Here is a 25636-nt window from a genome sequence, read left to right as displayed (position 1 = left end):
ACAGCTTTAATACAGTGGATGCTGTTGCCCCTGCAGTCCCGGATTTGCGTCCATTGTTGCGGTACTTAATGGCAATAATTCCACCTTATTCTTTTCTAAGCCTCTAAATATATTTTGAACCCAAGTTGCATTCGCTTGTAATGCATTGGCATAGAATGCTGAATTCGCACTATACATATCTAGGAGCGTATATTTATTTGCTGCAAGGGCTGCTTTTTTGGCAGCATCCGGCTCCGTCACAAATCCTTCAAAGGACAAAGCAGTCAGCGGGTCGTTGAAGACTTTTGCCGGCGTTTTCAAATAAGCGCGGAATCGCGGCACCGACGCGTACTTCCCGCTATGGTTAGCCAAATCAATCAGGTCCTTTTTCGCTGCTGTGAGTTTTTCCGTCAGCACGCCCCATCGGATTAGATCAGTTCTTCTCCATCCTTCGAAACCCAACTCCAATTTGCGTTCCTGGATAATGGCCTCGAGGAAGGATTGGTAATCGGATGGTGTCTGCCCTATTTTGGCACGATCCTGATTAAAGGCCCGCAGGCGGACTTTCTCATACATCTCTTTTGCGACAGGCGTTGGGCCATTCGCTAATTCGTTTTCCGCTTCCGCATACATTAGCAGAACATCCGCGTAACGCAAATGTATCCAGTTAATATCACGCTGCGCTGCTGATACTCCCACATCCCCCTTCCAGTTTATTCGAAACTTTCCAATACTATTACTTGCGTAGGTATTCATTTGATGTAAACTATCGGCACTTAAAGAGTAGCTTGCAATCGTTACATCCCGGCGGGTGTCGCCATCGGCGAATTCAAAGTAATACGTCGGAAATGCCGCCATCGCCGGCTGTGATTTATTATAAAATGAATTCGTATGTGCAAAAATACCGTTGGTATAACCTAAGCGCAGTTCGTTCCTGTCCGCTGTCTTTTGCCCATATTCATACATGCTCTCCTTATTGTATCGTCCGTTTACTAAATCCCTAAAAATGCTTTCATAGCTTACTAGCGTATTCTCGCCGCGATCGACTATTGCTTTACAAGCGTCGCGCGCTATAGTGTAAAGCTCCTTAATACGGTTTGCGTCCGAGCGCTTTGCCAATTTCACCGATGCCGGGGCATAAGAGTATAAATCCCAGCGTAAGGAATATCCTGCGCCGTAGAGAGCAACTCTTGCCAACAAACCATAAGCGGCATTTTTTGAGATACGTTCTACCGGCAAGCCCGACTCGCCTTTCCAAGGTAGCAACGCAATTGCCTTTTGCAAATCTTCAACACAGCCGTCAATAATAGTGTCTCGGCTAACACGAGAGGATGAGAAGTTCGGCATGTCGACCACAGGAATCGTCGGATAAGGTGCATCGCCGAAATATCGAACGACATTCAGCATGTTGCTTGCGCGGATAGCGTAGGCTTCACCGAGGATACCGTTTAATTTCTTTTTCGTCGCCTCGTCTGTCACTGACATTAAAGGAATGTTCTTAATTAATACATTGGCCTGTTCAACGCCGGCATACATCGCACTATAAGTAGAATTCGGCGAAATGGCTGGGCTATACACATAATTCGACACTTGGTTCTTCGAATTGGTTTCCCCCTCTGTAGAAATACACTCGTCTGTACCCATTCCAAACTGGTAAAATAATTCTGCATTGAAAGTACTGGTATAAGCTCCCAATATGGCCATTTCCACTTTTCCCGGATCTTCGAATATCGTTGAGCTATCGAAGTCCTTTTCTGATGGCAATTCTAAGAAATCCTTGCAGGAAGTACTGCTAAGGGCAATTGCAAATCCTAATATGATGGTTATTTTTTTCATGATGACGTTCATTAGAATGATAGATTCAATCCTGCAACCACACTTTTGGTTCGTGGATATGCCGAGTTATCGACGCCGCGGGTCAGTAAAGATCCGCTAGCAGCAACCTCAGGATCATATCCGGAATAGTTTGTGAAAGTATGGATGTTATTCAGCGTTAAATACACACGGAGACGTTGAATCTTGGCTTGTTGGGTTAGTGTTTTAGGCAGCGTGTATCCTAGCGTAATGTTATTGATACGCAAGAACGATGCGTCCTCTAGGTAATAATCTATTGGATCGGAAATCGCAATATTGTTTGGCGAGTTCAGGCTCCATACCTGCCGTTTTTCGGCTTGATTCGGATTCAATTCGGCCAAACGATTCAGATTCTTTGTTTCCAAACCTGTATTGGGGTCGATCAGCGTGAATCGATCGTTCATTATTCCTATTGAATTCTGATTCGGCAGATACGGTCCCATAAAACGTTGGGTGTTCATATTAAATACTTGATGGCCATAGGCAAAATTTAAGAAAATACTTAAATCAAAACCCTTGTAAGCAAATTCGTTATTTAGACCGCCGAAGAATTTAGGCTCTGCTCTTCCGATTTCTGTACGGTCATCTGCTGACCAAACAGGATTGCCGTTCGCGTCTGTCTGTCCTGCGATTGGAAGATATTTCACATCCCCGGGCTTGATACTTGCTCGATTCTTTCCTTTCAAGGAGGCAACGCCATTTTTCAGCTTATAAGATCCGTCGGCTTGTTGATCAAAATCGTCGGTTGTATATACGCCATCGTAACGATATCCGTAGAAGGTGCTAACCGGGCCTCCTACTTCCGTCAAGAAGCTAACTCTAGATTCATAAGAAGTTATCATGCGTTCCGTTCCGACGCTTCCGAACAAACTTTTAACCTTGGAGCGGTTGAATGTCAGGTTCAGGCTGCTTCTCCATTGGAAGTCATCTTTCTTGATATTGACGCTGGACAGGCTTAATTCGACTCCTCTGTTCTGCAAGGCCGCTACATTTTGAAATTGTTTGCTATAGCCGGTCGATGTCGGGATATTTGCTTCTAATAATAGGTTTTTAGATTCATTCTGATAAACATCAGCCGTGAACATCAAACGGCTATTGAAGAAACTCGCATCTAAAGCTAAATTTGTTGTCTGTGTTTTCTCCCATCGCAAATTTGGGTTGCCTAAGGTGCCGGATGGCTTGACCCCTACGAGCACCGAATTATCCATCGCAACGACAGTAGATCCGTAAAGTGTGGCATAGCGTGTACTGCCAATTCGATCATTACCCGTTGTACCGTAGCCCGCTCTCAATTTTAATTGATTGATAAAGGATTGATCCTTCATAAAGCTCTCATTGTGGATATTCCACGCAGCGGATGCCGATGGAAATGCGCCCCATTGGTTGTCCTTATTGAAAGTTGAGACGCCATCCGATCGCACTGTACCTGTAATTAAGAATCGATCATCGAAATTATAGATCGCGCGGAAGAAACCGGATACCAAACCGTAGCGGCTCGCATCAGATTCTCCACGATCGGTGCGTCCTGCTAAGCTGACGTCTTTTAATCCAAAGTTACTCGCTGGAAATTCGTAATAGCTATGGCCTAATCCCTGACTTTCCTCGTAACGAACCTCGTGTCCAGCCAAAAGATTCAAATGATGCTTATCAAGATCCTTTAACCAAGATACTGTATTTGTCCATTGCCATTCGTAGCCTTCCGCATTGCGGATAGAGCCATAAGGACCACGATTATTTCGCGCATTCATCGTCCTTCCATCATCCCAAAAATCATTTCTTGTTTGCTCCCATTGGTAAGTTCCAGAACTGCGGAAAGTGAAGTCTCTCAAAAATTTTATGCTCACACCGGCATTTACGTTCGCTAATCGCGCTGCTCGCAAACGATTTAGAGCATCATTCATGATAATTGGATTGTAAACATCATATTGTGAGTTTATCGCCTGTAATTCCTCTGCGATATCAGAGTAAAGAAGTTCTTCATCTGTAAAACGGACACCCCCCGTTGCCGGTTGCAAAATTGACATCTTTAACATTCCTCCTAAGGAACCCCCGCCTTCGGTCTGCGCATCCTGCAACATGGAACTAAAATTCAATGAAATAGCTTTACTCAATTGATGATCTATCTTTGCCCTTACGCTATTACGTTTGAAGCCAGATTTTGCTAAGATTCCATCCTGTCCGGTATGGTTGTAGGAAACCATAAACTTGGTTTTCTCATTTCCGCCAGATAAATTGATATTGTGGTTCTGCAACACTGCCTGACCTCCAAAAACTTCCTCTTGCCAGTCGATTCCGGCACGGTTTGCATAATCGCTATGGATTCGTTGGTAAGCGCTTGATGCGAAATCCGGAGCCGCTGGGTCGCCACCATACATCTGTGCGTAGGCGCGTTGATTCCCCGCGAGGGTTTGAAATTCATATTGGTATTTGACATAGTCTTCTACGGATAAAAGATTGAGCTTCTTGCTCAAGCCTTCAAAACTGGCATAACCGTTATAATCCAACGAAGTACGACCGGCTGCACCTGATTTGGTTGTAATCAAAACAACACCATTGGCTCCGCGGGCGCCATAGATTGCTGTAGCCGATGCGTCTTTAAGGATATCAATATTCTCGATATCTTGGATATCAATTTTTGTCAGGGCATCGTCCATAACAAAACCGTCGACGACATAAAGAGGCGTAGTAGAACCTGTAATCGATGTACCACCACGCACGAGAATGTTCACCCCTGCTCCTGGTGCACCACTTTGTGTAACCACGTTCACACCGGCAATCTTTCCAGTAATCGCCTGCGCAGCTGTTGAAACAGGGATCTGCTGTATTTCTGTTCCTTTAATCGAACCAACGGCACCTGTTAAGTCCTTTTTACGACTTGTTCCATATCCGATGACTACCACCTCATCGAGGTTCCGTTCATCAGCGGCAAGTTGGATCCGAATGTCTGTTGTGGACGTGACGGTATATTCGCTCGATTCGTAGCCGACATACGATATCATTAACAGGTCTCCCGTTTGGGCCACTATTTCAAACTTCCCTGTGGCATCCGTTTGAGCGCTGGCCTGCTTTCCCTTTACTTGAACGCTCGCACCCTGTATAGGCTTGTTCTGAGCATCCAAAATATGCCCCTGCAAGGTATTCTGCTGCGCCTGCGCAGTTGAGAATGACAGCATAAGGAACATTAAAGACAAGCCCAGCATTTTGGACAGTCTCTGGTTGGTCGACTTATATTTCATATTGTTTATAATTTTGGTTAGTTATTATTTTCTTTTCAATAGGTTTTACTTTTCGAGCAGTCGGTGTATTTCTGTTCCTGCCAATAACACACAGCCCAGGCCGTAGTCTTCGAAATCCGGCATTTTGTCTTTCAAGACAGGCTGCCCATCTTTAGGCTCTTTACCAGTGGATTGTACATAGCCCAGGAAACCGTTGGGTTGAATAGACTCATTGCTGATGGCCATCCAGCCTTTTTCAATGGTAGGGAGGAATTTCTTCTTATCTAATATTCCCTCATTTACCCCCCAGGTCATTCCATAAACGAAGAGCGCAGTACCCGTAGCCTCTTTCCCTCCGTAGTGATTCGGATCATGAAGACTGACATTCCAAAAGCCATCTTTCCGTTGTAATGGAGCTACGGCCATTGCCAAATCCATAAAGTCTTGTTTATATTCAGCATAATGCGGGTCTGTTTCCGGCAGTTCTTTCAGCACTAAGGCTAGGGCCGCCAAAACCCAACCGTTCCCTCGCGACCAATAGCAATCCTCTCCATTAGGTTCTTTATAGGGCGGCAGAAAGTCCTTATCGCGCCACCATATCTTATCTTTGCGATTATAGAGTCCTGTTCCTCCTTCTACATACTTAATGTGATGATACATTTTGTACATGGCGTCGAAATACTTGCTATCTTTATAGGTTACCCCTAGCTTGACAAAAATGGGCATCGCCATTTGTATCGCGTCTATCCAGGTCCAATCGGTATATCTGTCGCTTCGGATTAGCGAGTCTATATTTTCTTTAATCGCTGCAATCCGTTCTGGCTTAGGATCGAGCCGATAAAGATCGATATAGGTCATACCACAATTTTGATTATCGGCATGCCTTGTATATACTTCACCTCTAACAGGCTTCCAGTTATGTTTTTCGCCCCAAGTCACCGCATAGTCGTAATAGGCTTTTTGAGGGTCCATCTGATACAGCGCCATTAATCCTTCGTAATAAACCCCACGAGTCCAGATGTTTGCTGCTCGTTCCTTATTAGTGATAATCCGTTTATGCGGGTCGGGCCATTTCTTCATGAAATAGCTGTTCGCAGTGCGCATTTGTTCTAATACTTTTTTCTTTGTTGTAAAGGTTTGTGCATTTGCGCCTAGGCTTAATAAGCCAATCATACAAGCGCTGACAATCAAGTTCTTCTTCATTTTTATGGCATTTTCTTAAATCCTTCGGCCTTAATTTTCCAAGTTCCATCATTCGGGAATCCCGGAAATTCCTGTTCCTCTCCATCCCATCCGGCAACCATCATAGCTACTGCTGCTAATACTCCACCATTTCCAGGGAGGTAGATACGAAGTCGTCCATCCTGATAGTTATGGCCATTTTTTAAATAGGTATTGGTCTGAATATTCATAAATAGAGCATCCAGCGCCTTATTCGGCAATTTGAGCCTTGCGGCAGACATCGCGACCATTGGGAAATCCCAACCCCATGTTTCATCCCAGAACCAGGTTTTCCAAACCGTATCGAGTGTGTTCTTTAAAATTTGTTTGTCCAGTTTTGGTGATTCAGGAACCATACCTAGGGCTGCCAGTACGGTGGGATGGTCGGTTCTCCATTTCGGATTGGTATAGGAGTCTGTTGCTGTTTCTGTCGCGAGATAAATTTGATCCTGTTGCGGCAATTTGGCGAGCTTGTCAATTACCTTTTGCCAGTCCTTATCAATGGGTTGCCCCGATCTCTTCTTCCACTCCTGCGCAATGCGCAAGCCCCAATCCCAATAGGCTAATTCGTAATTAGGATTTCGTGTTTCTGCAGCGCGGAAAACTTCTTGTGAAGGGATGACGCCAAGTCCGAGATTATATCGATCATTGGCCTTATCGTATTCGGCAAAATCGGCCATGAACGTAGCAGTTTCAAAGACAAGATTGCTGTATTTTTTAATGATTTCGGGGTCCTGCTTATGGCGATACGCCATTTCGGCTAAATAAATCAAATGTGGTTGTTGCCAGATTAAGAAAGCCGCTACCGAGGATGGGCTTTCATTCCCTTCATGATCGGTCATCTTGATCCAACGAACTCCTTTATACCCTTGTCTTTGCGCAAGGGCTCTTGCTTTTTCCAGCGTATTGAAATAATAGCCCAACGATTTCTCTAAATACTCGGGTCTGCCCCATAAGCCAAAGTGCACAGAATGCCACCAATGCATTTCCGTATGCGGTTTTCCATACCAACTGTTGAAAGTTAATCCCGTTTCCTGAGGTGGGTTATCACCCGTGCATTGCACCTTGGTTAGATATTGTGACAGTACGACCCGCCGTTCTAACTCCTGTGCTCTTGGATCTGTACTGCCTTCGAAATCTACGGCAGCACCACTTTGCCAAAATGTTAGCCATGATTCTTTACTGCGGCTTGCTACCTGTTGATAAAGTTTGGCCTCATTTTCTGTTGCTTTATTTTTGCTGAAGGTAAATGTAAAGTCGAACTGGTCGGATTTTCCAGAAGGTTGATAATGAAATTCATGCTTCGCTGCGGAGCTAATCTTTCCATCTGTGTAATTTAGACGGGTAAAATATTCAATGCTGGACAGCTTATGGGATAATACCGCCGATGTTTCATCCTGCGCGATAATGCTCGACTGATGTTTTTCGGGATGTTCGTAATACGTTGCCTCATCTAAGAAGCTGCTTGTAGGAAATGGATAACGAACGAAAACCTTAATTCTACCTTGTCTGACCAAGGTCGATTTCACCTGTACGGCCACCTGATCGAATTTGGAATCTCCGGCAGTAAGCACCGTTACTGGGGTTCCTTCAACTGTAAAATGGCTTTCGATGATCCCTGTCCAAGGATTGAGGATCTGCTTAATTTGTTTGATATCATCCACTACGGCGGTCTTTCCATTTTTCAATGTGATCTGTAAGCCCACATTCCCCAATTGAATGCGATGTGGGTTAATGCGATAATATTCTGTAGCCTCCTTAGCACGCCCCTCCTTGTTTTGAATGCTGTAAAGCGCGTTTCTTCCGTCTTTGTTAAAGTCGTAAGCTTTTAATGTTTCTTCAAACTTATAATGACCTGTATTTGGGAAAGTATTCCAACCCCATTCACTCTGCGTCCCTAGGGAAACACCCTTTTGGTAATATCTGGGAAATGACTGCATGCCCGTAGCATCAACGGTATAAGCAAACTGTCCGTTGCCAACCGTTAGTGAAGACAGCGTGTCCATACTTGTATTTTGAACCTGATGGCGTTCTACTACGGCTTTTCTATCAATCTTAGTCTGCGCTATTAATGGCGGCGCAAAGAAACATAGCGCCATCACGATGCAGTGGATTTTAAGCTTTTTTATCATGATTTATTGGTTTATTGAAATCTAGCGTATTTATTGCAGGAAGCTTATAGCCATGAGTCCGACCACCACATCGTTTGTATGTGCTCTCAATTGAACTGAGCTTACCTGCTTGTCCGGGTTTAGGGGGAGGTCTAATAAGCTGGCTGCCCCCCCCTCAATTGCGCGGGTACTGAAGCCCTTGATTGATCCATATTCAGCTAAAGTTCCAGCTTTAAAAACTTGGGCGTCTTGTAACTTGATACGATATGGAATTTCATCGTCCGGCAGATCAAAAGCCTTGTTGTCGTCGAGATAGTCTTGTTCTATTGGCCAGTAATTGCTTGGATTTTTGAGAATAAGACTATCGCAAGTTCCGTCCGTATATTGGACGGACAAGACCGCGTTCTCCATTTGCGATTGCATGGGATTGGTAGATCCTGTCAGCAATACATATGCTTTTTTTGCTTTTACGTTTACCGGAAATGTTGCTTTCGTCGGGTAATTATCCCACTGACTGGTAAAGAGAATATTCTTTTGGTCGTTTGCAATTAAGAATGGGATATCGAGGATTGTTAGTTGGCCTTGATTCCTTGCTCTCATCAGACCAGTATCATCGATCTTTGCTGTTGTTAATGGATAGCACCAATTTCCGATTCCTTGCCAAGGCAGCTGCAAGGTTGGACCTTCGGGCCTTGGACTGAGGTATTTTTGCTGAAATATCTCTTGTGCTCGAGCATTGTAATGTTTTCCCATGTCCCAAACCAGGATCTTTCCTTTAGCGGGCAGATCCCAATCCGTAAGATGAGTAGTCCAAGTCGAATTACCCAAAGACAATTCAATCGCATTTGTGCCTCTTGACAATTGTTCTAGAGGTATTTTAACAGCTTTGCTTTGATTCGCTTCTAGGTTTAGATGTTCTTTCCATGTTCCTGAGGAGACTTTTATTTGTTGAGGCTTTACACTACGATTCGTTAATTTTAGCAAATAATGGTCGTCCCGTTTTATCCATTCCTGTTGAATAGGTCGAATTAAATCAACATTCACAGCAAGCCATACTTTTGATTCATCAGCATTCCTTCGAACGAAGAAGGTTCCTTTCCTAGTTCTAGGATTAAAAGTAATGAGTTTACCTTCGTGGCTTTTTATGATTTGTTGGGGATCCTTAATTTCTGCAGTTTCTTGTAGCTCCAAATAAGGAAGATTCCATGAATCCGTAAAAGCGATTTGATGATTGCTATCGGCTGGCATCTCCCATTTTCCAGTTCCTGTAATGGAAACTTCAAAATCTCTGCCTTTTGCTGTATTAATGATAAGGATTGGCTGATTAACCGCATCTTCTTTATATTTCCAATCGACCTTTTCCCCATTGACATGTACCGACTGCACCTGTTGAAAAGCCGAGGGGATCTGCAGATTCAAATTTGTTTCGATATCGTAACTATGCTTAAAATCCAATTTTAATTCATTGTCATTCTTACGATAGTTATAGGACCATTGTGGAAGTTTGATACTTGCCTCTTCCCATTCGACAGGAAAGCCTGGTCGAATAATAATTTCCTCATCTAGCAACTTTGGTTGCACGCCGAAAAGACCTTCTACTAATGTTCTTGCAGCCATAGCGATGGGATCGGCGAAATCACGATAAAGCTCAGCTCGGAAAGCATCATAATGCGATAGCTGGTGAAAGTTTCCCGGACTCTTGCCGAAGTACATGCTTTCCAGCAAATTGCTTCGCCATAAAGCGTACGCGTCTTCTCGGCGTCCTGCTTGCCAGAATGCTAGTGCCGCATGGAGGTTTTCGGCTAACGCGACGTTATTTACCGACCAGGTATAGGGCTGCCAATTGCTGGTAGATAAAGTATATAAGTTTTGATTATCAAACCCATCCACCTCAATCGGTATCCTCGGGATATGGTTGTGAACATATTGTGTCTGTTGATAGTGCTCGAAAGGATTCATAAAGCGCGCATCCGCAGCATGATAAACTGTCCATAAGCCGGGACTATCGTGTAGCAATTTATTTCCCAAAGCATCCTGAAATTCTGCGAAGTGTCCTTTTTCCTTCAGCCACAATCTGCTATACAGTGCCTTTTCAATAGCGTCTGCCTCTTTTTGATAAGGTTCAGGATCTCTCCCGATGATTGATGCTAGTTTAGCCGCCATTCGGTTTGATCGTAGGTTATAGGCAGTCGTATGGGTTACTCCTCCTCCAGAATACTGTAAACCGTCACTCGCCCATATCGCGCAGTAGGCATCATACAAGGCATCTCTATCGCGGTCGAAATTACGTTTCTCCCAGGCTAGATGACGCTCCAGTGTTGGCCACATTTTTTCGATGTAAGCTTTATCGCCAGTGTGATCAAAATGCGTCAATAACTGGTCGATAAAGACCAGGTTCATATCGTAATGATGCGCAATGGTATTGTTGTTCGGATTTCTCGAAATATAACCGCTGGAGAACATTGCTGTTCCAATCTCTTCTATATGTCGTGCTAGATGCAATGCCGTATCCATGACAACTGGACCTTGAGCGGGCTCCGTGACCTGAGAATTCGCGTAGGCATCAAAATGCGCTCTTGCACGGTCGTGCCAACCCAAAACATCGGCGACATATGCGCCACGCCAGGCGTTTAGCGGCATGCGCCATGCCACTGCTCCATGTAGATAGGTCGGGAATTCCCAGATTCCGTCTGCTGCGTTCAGCAAAGCGCCAGCAAGCGTATTCAAATAGGGATCCGGCGTTTGTAGCTGAACACGCTGCAGCAAGGCTTGACGTTTTGCTTCAGCTTTCTCAAACAGCTTGATCAATTCACTGTTTGACTTCTCCTTGGACCATTTGCCCTTCGAAATCTCCAGCCAGTGTGAGGTATTAAGATTGGCAAAAAAGCCGTATACGATTGGACTTCCTGTAGGGTCAGCATCCGTCAATCGTACTAAATTATCTAAAACTGTGGCATTGCTTAGTTTAACGATTGCGCCGCTTGAAAAACTACCCTGCGTATGCTGTTCTTCTTTTTTGCGACCAACATATTGCAAATCGAATGCATTGCCTTTTATATTAATAATATTCTTGCTGGCGTATTCCGGTAATAAATAAAATCCGGACTCCGGATCTGCGCCGATATCGCCATTCCGGCTAAATCGATTACCACTTGCTCCTCCATAGACTGCGTAGAGTCCGGCATTTTCCTGTATATTTTTACCACTTATCCGGAGCACTAAGCCTTCTTCATCGGCCTGTGCGAGTAGATAAAGTGTAAGTTCGCCGTTGCCTAATAATTTGTCTTTAATGATGTACAGCATTGCACCTGCCCGATAGCGCGTTTCAATATGATCCGCATCGTTGAGTTTCTTACGTTCTTTGCCACGCTGCAAGACGAATTGCAGATTGCCGCCCATGCCAGGCAGGTATAGTGCAAATTCAGGTAAATCGCCAGCTTCGACGCGCGAAGCGCGATTGTCGCCATAGAGCGCTCTATTGAATCTACTCTTCCCCTGCTTTAAGAGGAAATCTCCTCCATCTGCTGTGTAGTGCAATGAGCGTATCTGACCCTTCGTTCTTTCTTGTTGTGCGAAAGCGATCGATGAATAACCCATCAGAACTAGCCCTAACCAATACTTCCAGTGCTGCATAGCTATTTCAATTCATTTAAAGGTTTTCCGTTGATTCTGACATTCTTAAGTTTTACATTTTTCAGATGATCAACCTGATAAGGTAGTTCTACCCCGTCGATTTTACAGTTGATCATGGTGAAGTTCGTCACAGGAGATTCAGGATATGCCCTCGATAAAATGGCATATTTGCCCCCTTTTGTAACTTCAAGATTCTCTACCCAGATATTGCGTATGGTTGGTATATGATCCCCTGGTTTTTCATAAAACATATTGAAACGAACGGCAGCTTCTCTGTATTGTCCGACTTTGGTATTGTAGAAAAAGACGTTTTCAATGATACCACCTCGACTGGAACTGGTTTTGATTCGGAGCGCGCGGTCTAAATTGGGGCTATCCATCACATTGTTTAGCGCATAAATGTTTCTTGCTCCACCAGCGATCTCACTACCGATCACTACGCCACCATGACCTTCGTGCATGCTGCAGTTTTCAATAATATGGTTCTCTGCCGGGCGTCCGATGTTTCGTCCATCCTCATCTCGGCCGGATTTAATGGCGATACAGTCATCGCCAGTGTCGAAGAAGCAACCGGTGATCCATACATTGCTACACGCTTCTGGGTCGCAGCCATCATTGTTAGGTCCATGGCTTACCACTTTAACATTCTCGATCAATACATTATTGCAGAGTACGGGATTGAGGTTCCACATCGGCGAGTTGATCATTTTAACTCCTTCAATCCATACATTGCTGCATCGATAGGGCTGAATGAAATTCGGTCTCAGGAAATGTCCATCGCCAAACACTCGCTTTCTAGGGTCTACTTGCTGCGCCATTTGTTGATGAAGAAGGGCGCGAGCCGGCTTCTGTTCACCAGGACGGCCCTCGTGCCATCCATATTTTCTAGCACCACACCAGTACCACCAATGATTGTTATCGGCATTGCCGTCTAACAAACCATCACCAGTGATAGCAATATTTGTTTCTTCATAAGCATAGATAAACGGGGAATAATTCATACATTCCATTCCTTCCCAACGCGTGAATACCAGGGGATAATCGGAGCTATCACGGCTAAATAATAAGGTTGAGCCTTTCTGTAAATGTAAATTGACGTTACTCTCCAAATAGATAGCGCCTGTAAGGAATGTTCCTTGAGGAACCACAACACGTCCCCCTCCTGCCTCGCTACAGGCTTCGATCGCCTTCCTTAAAACAGCCGTATTCTTAGTCTGCCCGTCAGCAATTGCTCCGAAATCTGTAATCAGAAAATCACGGTTTGCAAATTCAGGCTTTCTAATTTTCTTCTTTAATATTTCAACCTCTTCTAGGGGTTGCTTTGAGGAGGTCCATGCTTTTTCTTGTGAGAACGAAATCCCAATGCATGAAAATAATAATAGACCGAGTAGTAAAGACTTCTTCATCAGTATAGGTTTGCATGTAAGGTTTATAAAACATAGGTTAGAATAGCCTATTTAGCACATTCTAGACATACAAGATATAAAATTGAACATACTGAGTGTGTCTTGCTCTATCCTGTGATTTTAACTTATTCCACTATTTTTCAAGACATTACACAAATTAACTTGATCAATAATTGATAAAGTTTTAGAGGATTACCCAGGATAACAAAGAACAATAAGGCAAAGCTTCGGATCGCAAATATGTCAGAAACAATCATTCGCAATTAGGATGAAAGAGAATGCGCTTATCGCTGCTGCCTTTGTCGAAACAGCAACAGCGATGAAAGTTTTTGATCTCCTTACGAAACAGGTCAAATCAAAAAAAGGCTGCCCGATTATCTCGGGCAGCCCTTACAAATTAAGCTAGTATTTATAAAAATGTAATTGGATGCAACTGAATTAGTATCCTGGATTCTGTTGATACAGTCCAGGTTTGGTGTCGAGCTCAGATTGAGGTACCGGGTAAAGGATGTATTCTTTCTTGAAGTCCTCCATTTGGTTCTGAACATCCTCCTTGGCGATCCATGCTTTCATGATGGATTCAACTTGTCCCGAGCGAATCAAATCGAACCATCGCGTACCTTCGCCCAGCAGCTCTCGCCGACGTTCTTCCAGAAGTTGTGCCTTTGTTACCCCGGATAATGTCGTTTTAAGGCCAGCTCTCGCACGCACTTGATTGACGACGGCATCTACTTCGGTAGCTGCATTGCCTGCTGCTCCATTCAAGATACACTCAGCCTTCAGTAATAGCAGGTCCGTATACCGATAAACAATAAAGTTGATTGGCCAGTCTGTTCGGCTGGTTTTCGGAACTTTTGTGATATCTACAAATTTTTTGATAAACGAGCGAGGTTCTACAACATTTCCATAAGTATATCCACTTTGGATGCTAAAACTCTTTCTAACATCCTCGGCAGAATATTTCGCCAGTAAGTCTTCTGCCACCGGTCGGATCATTAAACCGCCCTGCGTTCCGAAACCAAGAGATTGAAACCAGGTATCAGGAACCAACACCCATGGAAAGGTACTTCCTACAATTGGAGTACTACCGCTAGAATATTCTATATTAAAAATAACTTCTTTGTTTCTTTCGTTATCATAGCTAAAAATTGAAGAGTAGCTGTTTAAGAAGGCAAATTCGTTGCTTTGGATGATATCATTGAATTGCGTCAATGCTTTGCTCCATTCATTGCTTCCCAAGCCTGCTCCTTCAACATCTAATGCTGGACCCGAGCGTGTCATATACACCAGTCCTAGAAGCATTTTTGCAGAGAACTTATTTGCTCTGCCTTTATCTGCCGTGGCATATCCACTTGGTGCCGGAAGGGTTTCAATTGCACGCTCCAAGTCACTAATGATTAAGTTATAGACATCCGCAGGTGCGCTTCTTGGTATCGCCATGGCTTCATTATTGGAAACCACTTTATCGATGATAGGTAACTTTCCGAAGTATCGCAATAAGTCGAAGTAAAAGAAGGCACGTAAGAAACGAACTTCACCTTCCATTCTGTTGCGAATGGCTTGATCAGAAATCACAGCTTCACCTTTACTTTGCAGCTGTTCAAGGTAGTTGTTGGCTCTGAAAATACCGGTGTAATTGCTTTGCCATGCGTCTACCACATAGGGGTTAGAAGCAATTGTTCTGTGAAAACTATTGATTCCTTCCCAGTCGCGTACTCCACCGTCAGAAACTGCGTAGAGGTTGTCCGAGCGTGTTTCTGAAAGGTTCAACAACCTATCGGGATATCCGCGGGTTACCGCATATACCGCATTAAGACCTTGATTAAAGTCATGGGCTGTTTGGAAAAAAGTCTCTGATGTCGCAGCGGATATTGGTTGTTGATCCAATTCCATATCGCAAGAACTCAAAAGGCTGGCGCCTAATAGTATATAAAATAATTTCTTCATTGCTTAAAATGTCAAGTTAATACCAAAGGTTATTGTTTTCGGTAATGCTAGGCCACCATAGTCACCTGCTTCCGTATAAGTGGAGCTCCCACTTAAATTGGTGTTTGCAGCTTCCGGGTTAACCCCTCCATCGTATTTATCGCCACCCCAATAGTTTTCTAGGGATAAATAAAGACGACCGTTAGGTAAAATAGTCGATCCAGCAATACGTAGATCTTTGAAGTTGTAGCCCAAAGTTACCTGTCTTAGTCTCCAATAGTCTGAAGAATACAACCAATCGGTGTTTTTGATACGACCAAAAGTAGAATATGCCTTTCCTACTCGACCTTCGCCTGGATCTTCCTCAGATCTCCAACGATCGCGATAGAATCCCAAAGCGTTATCCACTGTACCTTGCCCAGTACGGCCTAATGCTCTACCTAAAAGCGAGTACAAGCTGCCGCCCCATTGACCCTGAAATAAGAAGCTCAAATCGAAGTTTTTATAGCGAAGATCATTGGTGATACCCCATACGAAATCAGGGTTTGGGTGTCCTACTAATACGCGGTCGTCTGCATCAATGACGCCATCACCGTTCGCATCGACGTATCGCGGATCTCCTGCAGATTGTGTTCCATACATAGCAGCGCCGGCATCAATATCTGCTTGCGATAGGATTCCATCTTGCTGAACGACATAAATGCTGTACATTGGTTGACCAACTTGTAAGATACTATGTTGAATGTCGAACGATGAAGGGATTAACAATTGCTGCTGATCGCCAACCAACTTGGTTACTTCATTGCTGTTACGACTCAAGTTGAATGAAGTTGACCAATTGAAATTTGATTTCTGAACGTTTTGCGTACGGATTTCCAAATCCCATCCTTTACTTCTCACTTCTCCAGCATTATCCAATAAAGAGCTAAATCCTGTTGCTAACATCGTCGGAACGTTCAATAGTAAGCTACTACTTGTTCTCGTGTAGTAATCAAATGAACCTGTCAAGCGTGATTTCCAGAAGCCGAAATCCACACCTACATTCACTGTTCTTGACTTTTCCCAGGTGATATCCGGGTTGATGATATTACTAGGCGCCTGACCTGCTGCGGATGTACCATTCCAGGAATAGTTATAGTTCCCCAACAAGGCGCGGCCAGAATAGTCCGAAATATTGTTGTTTCCTGATTCTCCATAACTAGCACGCAGTTTTAATTCTGATATATTTTCGATGTCTTTCAAGAAAGACTCTTCTGACGCTCGCCATCCGACAGAAACTGATGGAAACCAGCCCCATTTAGTATTCAATCCGAAGCGCGAAGATCCGTCACGGCGAACACTCGCCGAAACCAAGTATTTTTGATCGTAGGCATATTGCACACGACCGAAATACGAAAGCATTAAGTTTTTAGTAGCACTGGTACCCGAAGTCGTTCCAACAGCGCCATTCAGTGTCTTAATTGCGCTTGTCGTGTATCCGCCTTGTGATGTGATGCTATTGCTATCGAAGCGATCATAGTTATACGCATGACCCAATAAGGCCTGCAAACTATGCTTTCCTGTTTCGTAAGAATAATTCAATGTATTCTCATTGACGATAGTTTGACGTCTATACGAACTGTTTTGTCCGTAGGTTGCTAAGTTTGGGTTAGCTAAGCGGTTTGCCAAAGTTCCGGCAATGGTATATGGGCTATAACTAAAACCTTGGCGATCGGCATGGTCGATGTTTAAAGTCGTTTTGAAAGTCAGACCATCAATAATTTGATATTGTGCATAAGTGCTGGCGATAATTCTCGCTATTTTACTTTCGCCGATGTTATAGTTTAATTTAGCGATAGGATCATTTGTTGAAGTACTCCAAGGATAACGTTCCGTATCGAACACATTTACTGAACCTGCGGGTTGATCCTGAACAGGCGTCATGGAATAAATCTGGTGGATGATATTATCTTTCCCCTCTACCCCCGGGTCATTCATGATGGAGTAGGTTGGAGAAATGTTCAATCCTACGGTAAATTTTTTAGAAGCTTTAACATCAACATTTGCACGCATGCTGTAGTTTTTGTAGCTGAGGCCTTGTATAATACCCTTCTGATCCATATAGTTTCCTGACACGTAGTAATTAACGAAATCTGTTCCCCCCGAAGCAGACAACTGATAATTCTGCACTAAACCTTTTCGATAGGCTTCATCCTGCCAGTTGATCATATATAATCCTGGATGTCCTTGTTGCAGCCAGCGATCATCATACATTAACGAAGTATTATACGTTCCGCTAGGCAGCTTCAAGATTGTTCGACGTTCATCGTTGGTTTGGGAAGCTGTTCTTCCCGCACCTGACGCTACCCATGCAGCGTCTATCATTTCCTTTGCGCGGTCGATCCATTCTTCACCGCTTAGCATATCTAATTTCTTATATGCTGATGAACTTCCTAAATAGGTGTTGAAATTTAGTTTCGCTTGCCCAGTTTTACCGCGTCTAGTGGTAATCAAGACAACACCATTTGCTGCTCTCGAACCGTAGATTGCTGCTGCAGAAGCGTCTTTTAACACCTCAATAGACTCTATATCATTGGGATTCATATTATCCAAAGGGTTTCCGGAGCCGTAGTTTCCGGATCCATTTTGTGAGGCTGTTGCCAACGGGAAGCCATCGACCACGTAAAGCGGTTCCGAGCCGGCTGTTATAGAGCCTGAACCTCTGACCTGCACGCTAAGTCCCTTTCCAGGTACCCCTGTGGTTTGTTTCACTCGAACACCTGACATTTGTCCGGCTAAAGCTTGATCAACGCGGGCGATTGGGCGTTCTGCCAATCCCTCGGCGTTAAATTTCGAAACGGGCGCAGTCACATTTGTTCTCCGCTGCGTTCCATATCCAATGACAACGACTTCGTCTAATTGTTCGTCTTTCGCCTGCATGACAACCCGCAAGGCCGTTTGATTTTGAACTGTGACTTTTTGACTTTCATAGTCTACGGAAGAAAAAAGCAAAGTCTCCCCCAGCTTTGCATTGATTTGGAATACACCTTCGCCATTCGTGGGTACAGAACGGGCGTCATCTCCCTCGACTTTGACGGTCACTCCTGGCAGTGGTTGCTGTTGGCTATTCACTACGGTACCTTGTATTGTTTGCTGGGCATATAAGTTGCTTAGGCTTATCATCCAGAAAACGATGCAAGTACTCATCCAATACTTTAAATTCATGGCTTATCTGTTTTAGTTTATTATTTGGTTACTTAGATTGATATTTTATTTGCTTGATTTACTAGTATGCAATTAAGGTTACAGGTCCTTTGAGTCCGGAATTTGCTACTGTCCATTTTCCTGCATCAAAAGGTTTATAGTCTATATTCACAAAGTTTATTTCATGGTAGTTTCGCCAGACCATTCCTTTCCTGTCCATATCGCGGACCCGATTAGCCATTAAATTGGCCACTTCAATGCGTATTTGGTTTTTGCCATTAGTTAAAAACTCCGTCACGTCAAGTTCAAAGGGATTCGCCCATAAAATACCAGCTTCTTTTCCATTGATCATGACTTTTGCACTTTCTGATAAGTTCTCGAGCTTCAGTCTGTACGCTTTATTGGTTTCTTTGTTGAGCGTTATTTGGGTTTCATAGGCTGCGGATCCAGAGAAGCTTTGATAATCTGCGCCCTGCAAATCCGTCCAATAACCTAACTTATTCAGCTTTTTGTTAGACGGAAGGACAGGGCCACCGCTAATAAAATTTAAGTTCCATGGCTGAGTGAAGACATTTAATGTTTTTTCCTGATCCACATAATGATATTTTGTTGCCTGTGCTGGCTCATCGGAAACCGTCACAACCCAGGCATAGCCTGGCGCTAATTGAAAACGAACTTGTCCATCTTTCATTGGCAGATCTGCTATTCTCCCGGTTTGAGGATCCAACAATGTCACCGTTTTGCCAGTCGCATTTAGTTTTATCGATTGATCTATAGTTTTAGAACCATGGTTGACGATGTAGTAGTAATGTGCATTTTTATCGACGCGCCTATGGAATTTCAATCCTGCTCTCGTCAGGCTCTCCCCAAAGATTTGCTCCGTTTCTAATGCGGAAACAATGTCCTTCGTCAAATATATTTTGCCTTTTCCATATTTCTTATACTGGTTCGGCTCATCTATTTTAAAACCTATTCGCTTCCATGCATCCTGTAATTTCTCTTTTCTTTCTGCTGTCTGATGAAATCCAGGAATATCCTTCGGTGCCGATTGGAATATCAATGTGGCACCCTCTTCCGCTAACTTCAAAAGTTTCGCTAGCGTCGCTTCGGAAAAATATTGCGTGTCTGGAATGAAGATCGCTTGATAAGGATTCGCTCCTGCATGCGTGATTAATTTACCTTGATTTGTTTCCGTTCGCTCTATTTGTTCGTCAGAAATGAAATCAAATCCATATCCTCGCTTCTGCAGAAGAACGCTTTCCTTATAGAATTGCGTTGGCCATAGCCAATGATCCACATGATGAACACTTAGCTGCTTAAATGCTTTATCAGGTTCTTGCCATATATCGTAGATCGGCCAGTAAATTAGGAGTTCATTATCTGCTTCCGTTGTCTGCAATACGGATTGAACACGAGTGATATATTGGTTTAATCCGATTAGATGTGGCCAAAAGGAATTTTGTGTTACGAAGTTTACTGATGCATAGAACAACCAGCCTGGAAATTTCACTTCTTCTGGGCTATATGTTGTGCCATGATAGAACACGTGATTCACCCCCGAAAGAAACAAAGCTTCAACCTCCGGTTTTGTTTGAGACAAGGCGGTTTTGAAGTGCTCAGTCAACCAAGTAAAGGTCTCGGAAGATGTAAGTTTCTTCCCTTGTGTATTTGTTGCCGAACTCGCAAACTTGAACATCATCGGATCAGGATCGACGTTTCTAACATCTGCGGAATCTCTTTTTAACCCAGGAATATCGAAAGCACTAGATCCGAACGTTTCACATTCGGGGATATCGGTGCTGGCATACAGATCCAATAGGTTCCCTGGTGAGCCATGAGCTTGATTCTTAGAGATTGCACCCTGCTCGTTTGAAAATTCCGTAAACGGCAAGAGGAAATTGTCGCGGAGAATCCAACTTACAACTTCGCGATAATCGGATTTCAAGCGTCCTTCTTTCTCTTTATCGTCGGTTTTCCCTGCAAATTCCAATAAATAGTCTTCTAGGGCATAACCTTTTCTACGTTTAAATTCTACTAAAAAATCGTCTGTCCAATCAGCGCCATACACCTCATAGCTATCGTTGAAGAACGATCTAACAGACCTGGGTTGGTCTTTGAGCTTCTTTTTGAAAAAATCAAAATATGATGCTACGGATGCTTTACCCAGATGGTCGAGTGTCAAACCTTCGCCACCTGGCGCTGCGCGTTTTACCTTCTGTCCGGTTCTGCCTGAGAACATAATCATCACTTTCATGTCTTCCGGAGCCTTCCATGTCCCTGTTTTTTGATTTAGCAAGCTACTCAGATCAATTTTACGTGCATTACGATCATAGCCGCTGATCGCTTGCGCCTTTGTATAAGTTTGATTTGCATCCTGGCTTCGCAACGGAAGAACTATTTCTTCGCCTTTACGAAGGTTCAGCTCTTCGAGCAATAGCTTTGTAGCCGCATATTCAACCTCAACTTGAGGACCACCAAAAGGCCATCCGGTACCCAGGTTCATATCGAGTCCCATTCCCAAGGATTTCGCTTTCTGACTGCTGTAATTCAACATTTCGAGCCATTGCGGACTTAAGAAAGAAATGTATTTTTTCTCAAATCCTTTTGCGCCGTAGATCGGAGTGACTTCAACTCCGCCGAAACCTGCATCTGCTAGCTTCGTTAGCTCCGCAGATAAGTTTTTCTTATCCACCGCAGACCCTGGCCACCACCACCGAGTCCAAGGCTTCATTTCTTTCTGCACTTGTGGCCAAGTGGTTTGAGCTTCAGCAGGAGACTGCATTAACGCAATAGAAACCATACTCCATATCCAATATCTTTTCATGCTCGCTAAACTTTAATGTCTTTTATATAGGTCTATTTCAATTATGCTCAATGTGCCGGTACTTCCTGCGTCATTTCGCGCAACTCCGTCATCGAGTTTCTTTCCTCCGATTTCGGCATGTTTGTTTTCTGACTTTCCTTCTGTATTGCCTTTTAACTGGATTTTAACCGTAGAGCCCTCAACTGCTGGAAACTTGACATTCCAATATCCCAAACTTGTGCTGGTTGTACCGTCGAACACCTTCTGATCATCTACATAGATCGCTAATGGAAATACTTTAGAACGGAAGTTATTCAGTTTCATATCGATCTCATCAATTAGGGCTTTCTTTTCTAGTCTGTAGGATATCCATGCATTTTCTATCTTTCCATCATTTACCCAATCTGTCAATTCGTTATCATCGAAAGAGGCTTTTGCCTGTGTTTGGTTCGCCCCGGAAGTAACGGATGCAATAGGCAATGAGGTTCTGACGACTTTCAAGGCACCTATATCTAAGCCCGCCCCACGTCCTTGATAGGACGGTAAGTTCTCGGAGGATGCTTTCTGGAAATAAGTCCCCTGTTGTTCAATATTGTTTATTCGAAAATTAAGAGAATCGGCTTTCAAACCATTTGACATCGCTTTGATGTGGACTGTGCCAGGTTTTCCATACTGTGTTCTAAGCAGGACTCTGTTGATGCCTGCCTCTGCCGGTAAAGCGGTTGATCCTATACAATTGTTTGGTCCTTGTGCAATACCACCAATCCAATCGATTGGACCTTCAAAGGAGAAGTCGACGATTGGGCTCACGGTCGGGCAACGTTGTCCGTTCGCATCCAACACTTCTACTTCCACCATTACCATATCATGGCCATCAGCATATATCCCGTTCGCTCCATGAATCAGCTTTAATTTGACTTGTGTCGGAATTCCTGCTGTTTTAAGAATCTGTTCGTTGAGTTTATTACCTTGGCTATCGTATGATACCGCTTTTAATTCACCAGGCTCAAATCGAACTGCAGGAAAAGTAAATAGAAAACGGTTAGATTGCTCCGCAGCTCCAAGTTTCTTATTGTTCAAGAAAAGCTCCACCTTATCCCCTGCACTAACTACCAGCACATCTTTGACTGTTCCAATATCGTAATTCCAATGTCCAACGATGTGTATTCCCTTAGGATCCGGATCTACCCAGCCATTCCACATAACTTGATGGGCAAAAAACGCATCTTTTGGAATACGCATCGCGTCTACTTCACCACTTCTTCGGTAATTTTCTTCACCACGATAATCCGTATTTGAATCGGAGAATATAATATTCAAACCACCTGAACTAACGCGTTTTCCAGTTCCGGGCCTAACACGCCAGTATTCATACCAACGGCGTACTGCCTCTATGGCAAACTGATCTTGATTACGATTATAATCGCTCGCGTCATTGCCTTTATACAACGGCCCTTCTCCTTCCTTATGGAAAGGATAAGTATGTTCGTCCCAATATTTTCTTAGTGCTTCATCACGCATATATTCCGTCGCGATCATCGGATGTTTCGCACTTTTGTTGATATAGAGCATTTCTCCTCCGTATTCTGCAAGCTTGCTATCCAACATTTCACGAGATCCGATGGCTCTGCCCCCGTAGGGATCATACTGATCACGGATAGCTTTCATTTCAGCCATATGCTGTTCACTGATGGACTCATTTCCACATTCATAAAGTATCACACTAGGATTATTTCTATAGTAGATAATGACATCACGCATCAGCTCAGTACGCTGTTCCCAGCGACGTCCTTCAACATCCTTCTCGGCGTCGCCTGCGGGAAGCATTTGCATCAGTCCTACGCGATCGCAAGATTCTACATCTTGCTTCCAGGGACTGACATGCATCCAGCGTACCATATTGGCATTGCTTTCCACCATTAGTTGATTGCTAAAATCGCTAAGCCAAGGCGCGACAGAAAGTCCAACGCCCGGCCATTCGTTGCTTGTTCGCTGGGCATACCCTTTCGCCATAATTACCTGATCGTTGAGATAAAGCATGCCGTTTTTAAAGGCAGTTTTTCGAAAACCGGTCTTTATCTTTCTGCTGTCAACTTGCTTATTATCTATGCTAAGGCTCGACTCTACTGTATAGAGGTAGCCATAACCCCAGTTCCAAAAGTTAACCTGCATTAAAAGAGCCTGCGTGGATAGCATAGTTTTCGATCCTGCTGCTAATGAAAATTTCTTATTGAAAGTTTTCACGAGCTTGCTTTCGGCATCAAATACCCTAATCTCCCAATTACCACTTTTTACAGCGCTACTTTCGTTGGCCACTTCCGTTTCCACATGAAGATTTAGTTTCCTTTTGGCTACATCGATATCCTTGGCATATATATATGTTCCTGTGGTCTTTAGGTTGGAATACAAAGGCAAGGTTTGATAGAGTTCGTTTTTAAAGTGAATCCATACGTTTTTCGGTATCCCACCATAATTGGCATTGAAATTCTTATCGTTCCATTGAAATACCGAATTGCTGGCTTTCTCCTTATAGTCCCAACGGTTATCGGTTCGAATAGCAAGAACATTTTTGCCCTTTTTTAAGTACTTGCTAATATCCAAACCAACGGCCATAACGCCGTTCTCATGACGTGCTATCCATTCGCCATTTAAATAGAACTCTGCAGCAAAACGTAGCCCTTCGAATTCCAAAAAAACTTTCTCTAGCGGTACATTATCGGGCAGTTCAAATGACTTTCTATACCAGGCAATACCGGTGCTATGTTCGTGAATTGGCTTCGAGAAAGCATCTCCTTCATTCCATGCATACGGAAGGGTTATTGATTTCCAATCACTGTCATCCAAGTTTTGTCGATAGGCATCTTCCTGTTCTCCCAGCATTAACTTCCAATCGGCATTGAAACTCCAGGTTACATTGCTTTGCGCAAGAACTGTAATTTCTGGTGACCATCCGATTAGCATCAGCACGATAAGAAACAGGTTTTTCATATCAATTATTAGTTTTTTGATAGGTAATTATAATATTCCGTACCAGCGAGTAAAAAGCATCCAAGTCCATAATCTTCAAAGTCTGGAACGGAGCTAAAACGAACCGGTTGTCCATCTTTTGGTTCTTTCCCCGTTCCTTGCAGAAATCCTAAAAAGCCCGATGGGTGCACCGCATCTTGAACCATTCCTTTCCAAGCTCGCTCCGTCGGTTCGGCGAATTGTGCCTCATCAAGGATAGCCTGATTCATTCCCCAAGCCATCCCATACACAAAGAGCGCAGTTCCTGAAGTTTCAGGTCCGCCGAAGTTGTTCGGATCATGGAGGCTCACATTCCAAAAACCATCCTTACGTTGCACTTTTAAAAGCGCATGCATCATATCTTTAAAATCCTGCACATAAAACGCTCTATTGGGATGCTCGTCTGGAAGCAGGTTTAAAACACGCACCAGCGCAGCAACTACCCAACCATTTCCCCGCGACCAGTAACAGTCTTCGCCATTCGGCTCCTTATAGGGAGGCACAAAATCCTTATCACGCCACCATAATTTATCTTCCCTGTTATATAGTCCGCCCCCCTCTTCATTCCTGGAGTAGAGATACATTCGATGCATAAAATCGTAATACTTCGGATCATTATACATGCTTCCAAACTTTGCGAAGATGGGCATTGCCATTTGTATAGCGTCGATCCACGTCCAATCATCCACTTTTCCACTCGCTATAATGCCATCAATATTTTCTTTAATTGCTTTTATCTTGATCGGCTGTTTATCAATCTGATATAAATCAAGATAGATTTGTCCACAAGCCTGATCGTCGGCATTTCGAGTTTCTACACCATTGCGCATATTCCATTGATGTTGGTTTGCCCAATCATCAGCGTAGCGATAATATTCGATTTTAGGATCGATTGCATATAGCGCCATCAGACCTTCGTAATACACCGCTCTAGTCCAAATATTACTAGGACGCCACCTCGTTGTGTAAATAGGTTCTTTGGTATCTGGCCATTTGTCCATAAAGTAGGCATTCGTCTGACGTAGAACTCTTAATACATCTTCTTTTCTATCTGTTTCTTTGTCAGCGCCGGTTCGTTGCGCGGTACATGCGACAAAAATGAGGGCTAAGGCGGCGAAACATGCTATAAGCAGACCATTAAGGCGGGAAGAATTGTACTTTTTAATTATTTTCTTCATTTGAATTCGATCTGGAAGCGCTCCAACTTCATAAGAAAATAACATATGGATAATGTTTATTTCCTAGTTTAGCAACAGCATGCCATGCTGTTGCTAAACTATTTTACAAGAAGTCTGAAAG

The 25636-nt window shown here is 43.6% G+C and carries 12 protein-coding genes; 1 reads left to right on the top strand and 11 read right to left on the bottom strand.

The genetic code is table 11. The annotated features are described in order from the left end of the window. Window positions 1-6: 6 nt before the first annotated feature. The 6 genes from QYC40_RS04495 to QYC40_RS04470 are packed head-to-tail and all read right to left on the bottom strand — an operon-like array spanning window position 7 to window position 13419. Window positions 7-1815 carry a RagB/SusD family nutrient uptake outer membrane protein gene (locus tag QYC40_RS04495; protein ID WP_301992638.1) on the bottom strand — a complete coding sequence of 603 codons (1809 nt, stop codon included), beginning with the start codon at window positions 1813-1815 and terminating at the stop codon, window positions 7-9. 11 nt (window positions 1816-1826) lie between these two features. Then, window positions 1827-5069: a TonB-dependent receptor gene (locus QYC40_RS04490; RefSeq protein WP_301992637.1), complete on the bottom strand. Its 3243-nt coding sequence runs from the start codon at window positions 5067-5069 to the stop codon at window positions 1827-1829. Window positions 5070-5114: 45 nt separating this feature from the next. After that, complete coding sequence (locus QYC40_RS04485; protein WP_301992636.1) at window positions 5115-6251, bottom strand: glycoside hydrolase family 88 protein; 1137 nt, start codon at window positions 6249-6251, stop codon at window positions 5115-5117. Between the two features lie 2 nt (window positions 6252-6253). Continuing rightward, entirely contained in the window at window positions 6254-8401 is a 2148-nt protein-coding gene (locus tag QYC40_RS04480; RefSeq protein ID WP_301992634.1) for a hypothetical protein, read from the bottom strand. Window positions 8402-8431: 30 nt separating this feature from the next. Beyond that, window positions 8432-12013 (bottom strand): DUF4450 domain-containing protein, encoded by a 3582-nt coding sequence (locus tag QYC40_RS04475; RefSeq protein WP_301992632.1) that lies wholly within the window; start codon window positions 12011-12013, stop codon window positions 8432-8434. 2 nt (window positions 12014-12015) lie between these two features. Beyond that, entirely contained in the window at window positions 12016-13419 is a 1404-nt protein-coding gene (locus QYC40_RS04470) for a glycoside hydrolase family 28 protein (protein ID WP_301992631.1), read from the bottom strand. Window positions 13420-13687: 268 nt separating this feature from the next. On the opposite strand from QYC40_RS04470, the gene QYC40_RS04465 reads away from it, so the two are divergent. Next, entirely contained in the window at window positions 13688-13825 is a 138-nt protein-coding gene (locus QYC40_RS04465) for a hypothetical protein (RefSeq protein ID WP_301992630.1), read from the top strand. Window positions 13826-13857: 32 nt separating this feature from the next. On the opposite strand, the gene QYC40_RS04460 is transcribed toward QYC40_RS04465, so the two are convergent. The 5 genes from QYC40_RS04460 to QYC40_RS04440 form a co-directional block, all read right to left on the bottom strand. After that, window positions 13858-15366 carry a RagB/SusD family nutrient uptake outer membrane protein gene (locus QYC40_RS04460; RefSeq protein ID WP_301992629.1) on the bottom strand — a complete coding sequence of 503 codons (1509 nt, stop codon included), beginning with the start codon at window positions 15364-15366 and terminating at the stop codon, window positions 13858-13860. Window positions 15367-15369: 3 nt separating this feature from the next. After that, complete coding sequence (locus QYC40_RS04455; protein WP_301992628.1) at window positions 15370-18549, bottom strand: TonB-dependent receptor; 3180 nt, start codon at window positions 18547-18549, stop codon at window positions 15370-15372. A 61-nt stretch (window positions 18550-18610) separates the two neighbouring features. Beyond that, window positions 18611-21352 carry a glycosyl hydrolase gene (locus tag QYC40_RS04450; protein WP_301992627.1) on the bottom strand — a complete coding sequence of 914 codons (2742 nt, stop codon included), beginning with the start codon at window positions 21350-21352 and terminating at the stop codon, window positions 18611-18613. A gap of 12 nt (window positions 21353-21364) precedes the next feature. After that, window positions 21365-24319 carry a DUF4982 domain-containing protein gene (locus QYC40_RS04445; protein ID WP_301992626.1) on the bottom strand — a complete coding sequence of 985 codons (2955 nt, stop codon included), beginning with the start codon at window positions 24317-24319 and terminating at the stop codon, window positions 21365-21367. A gap of 8 nt (window positions 24320-24327) precedes the next feature. Continuing rightward, window positions 24328-25560, bottom strand: a complete 1233-nt coding sequence (locus QYC40_RS04440) for a glycoside hydrolase family 88 protein (protein ID WP_301992625.1) — start codon at window positions 25558-25560, stop codon at window positions 24328-24330. Window positions 25561-25636 lie beyond the last annotated feature (76 nt).

Origin of the sequence: Sphingobacterium sp. BN32, assembly GCF_030503615.1 — a bacterium.
GTDB lineage: Bacteria > Bacteroidota > Bacteroidia > Sphingobacteriales > Sphingobacteriaceae > Sphingobacterium.
This window is presented reverse-complemented; position numbering and strand designations above follow the sequence as displayed.